General features: G+C 56.7%; 1 protein-coding gene and 1 pseudogene. One reads left to right on the top strand and one right to left on the bottom strand.

Annotated elements, in window-relative coordinates:
- Positions 1-254 (bottom strand): annotated as a pseudogene (locus ERD80_RS21605) (Biofilm associated protein A); the annotation flags it as partial.
- Between the two features lie 401 nt (positions 255-655).
- Between ERD80_RS21605 and ERD80_RS21610 the strand changes: the two are divergent.
- Positions 656-1,978 carry an MFS transporter gene (locus ERD80_RS21610; protein WP_136548490.1) on the top strand — a complete coding sequence of 441 codons (1,323 nt, stop codon included), beginning with the start codon at positions 656-658 and terminating at the stop codon, positions 1,976-1,978.
- Positions 1,979-2,194 lie beyond the last annotated feature (216 nt).

A 2,194-nucleotide genomic window follows, 5' to 3' on the forward strand; every position in this document is an offset into this window, starting at 1 on the left:
GCGAACGGATGCGGTTCGCCGCTGTCGCCGATGCGCGCCATCATGTCGTGGCTGCCTTCGCTCAGCGAGAACGGCGGCTGAAATGACCAGCTGCCGTCGGCGGCAATCGGCGTGCTGTAGTGGTGATCATTGATAATGAATTCAATGATTTCACCGGCCTGCGCCGGCAGGCTGCCGCTCAGCAGCGGATAAGGTGTGCCCACTCGCAAGGTATTAATGGATGAAAAGGGGTCAAAGCTGAGAGGTGTTAGCATAAGTATTCTCCACCAAAATCAACAACGGCGTGATTACCGTTGCCTGCCCAGCATAAAGGGGGAGGGGATGGCGGCATGTACCAGAATCGTCTCGTTTCTAAGACTGATCTTAATAAGTTCTGCTAATGAAAAAGGCATTAAAAAGAGTGGGATATGGCTCATGATATTGTTTGTTGGGGATTGATATCGCTGAATTTATACCACTCGTAAAGTCGATAGTCTGTGCTGCACCTGTCACCTGGAAAGCCCAGAATTATTAACTTTCCTCATAAGCTGATCGGACCGGTCGTGTTAACTGTTTGTTACCTTTGTTTGTACTTTTGTAAAGTGCAATGGTGAACAGGATCACATCTATTCACGCGCCGGCAGGCTAAAACAGGAGAAAAACTAGGAAGGACGATATGAGCTCAAGTCACGCTTTACAAAAGTCATCGCAGGGCGGTGCCAAAACCATCTTTAGCGTTACCAGCGGTAACTTTCTTGAGATGTACGATTTTATGGTGTTTGGCTACTACGCCACCGCCATTGCAAAAACCTTTTTCCCGGGCGACGATCCGTTTGCTTCGCTGATGCTGACGCTGATGACCTTTGGCGCCGGCTTCCTGATGCGTCCGCTCGGGGCGATTATACTGGGGGCCTACATTGACCATCATGGGCGGCGCAAAGGGCTGCTGCTGACGCTCGGCCTGATGGCGCTCGGTACGCTGACTATCGCGCTGGTACCAGGCTATGCCACGCTGGGCGCGGCGGCACCGATTCTGATTCTGCTGGGTCGCCTGCTGCAGGGTTTCTCGGCGGGCGTGGAGCTGGGCGGCGTCTCGGTTTATCTGTCTGAAGTGGCCCCCAAAGGCCGCAAAGGTTTTTACGTCAGCTGGCAGTCGGGCAGCCAGCAGGTAGCGGTAATCTTTGCCGCGCTGCTGGGACTGGGGCTTAATCATCTGCTGGCGAAGGACGCGGTGACTGAATGGGGCTGGCGTATTCCGTTTGTGGTTGGCTGTCTGATTGTGCCGTTCCTGTTCTGGATTCGCCGCATGCTGGAAGAGACCGAAGCGTTCAGCCAGCGCAAATCGCACCCGTCGATGGGCCAGATTGTGCGTTCAGTGGGACAAAACTGGGCGCTGGTGCTGGCCGGCATGCTGATGGTGGTCACCACCACGGTGATGTTCTACATGATCACCGCATTCACCCCGACCTTTGGTAAAACCGTGCTGATGATGAGTGACAAACAGAGCTTCCTCGTGACGCTGTTTGTCGGCATCTCCAACCTGTTCTGGCTGCCGGTGATGGGCGCGCTGTCGGACCGCGTCGGAAGGCGACCGCTGCTGATTACTTTTACCGTGTTGATGATCCTGACGACCTGGCCGGTGCTGCACGGGCTGGTAGGATCGCCGACCTTCGCGCACCTGGTGGAAGCGGAGCTGTGGTTATCGTTCCTGTATGCCAGCTATAACGGCGCGATGGTGGTGTATCTGGCGGAGATCATGCCCGCTGAAGTACGTGCTTCGGGCTTTTCGCTGGCTTACAGCCTGGCGACCGCGCTGTTCGGCGGTTTTACGCCGGCGATTTCGAGCTATCTGATTCATGCTACTGGCGATAAAGCGATGCCGGGCGTCTGGCTGTCGTTCGCCGCGGTGTGCGGTCTGGTAGGCACGCTGCTGATTGGCCGTATGGTGAAACAGTATCAGGCGCGGCAAAGCGCAACGGTAGTGGGCGCGTCGCTGTAGTTCGAGTGCGCGCGCGCTGGACTCACCCTGACTTTCTCTCACTGGCCCTCACCCTAACCCTCTCCCGCACGCGGGAGAGGGAACCGCTCGGTGCGGTTTTGCAGACCTGCGCTTCACCTCAACACTCGCTTGGTTGGCTCCTTCTCCCGCTGGCGGGAGAAGGCGGGGGATGAGGGGGCAAGCGAGCTCCCGTCTGCGTGCTGGCCCTCACCCTAA

This window comes from Pantoea sp. R102, assembly GCF_004916815.1.
Lineage (GTDB): Bacteria > Pseudomonadota > Gammaproteobacteria > Enterobacterales > Enterobacteriaceae > Pantoea > Pantoea dispersa.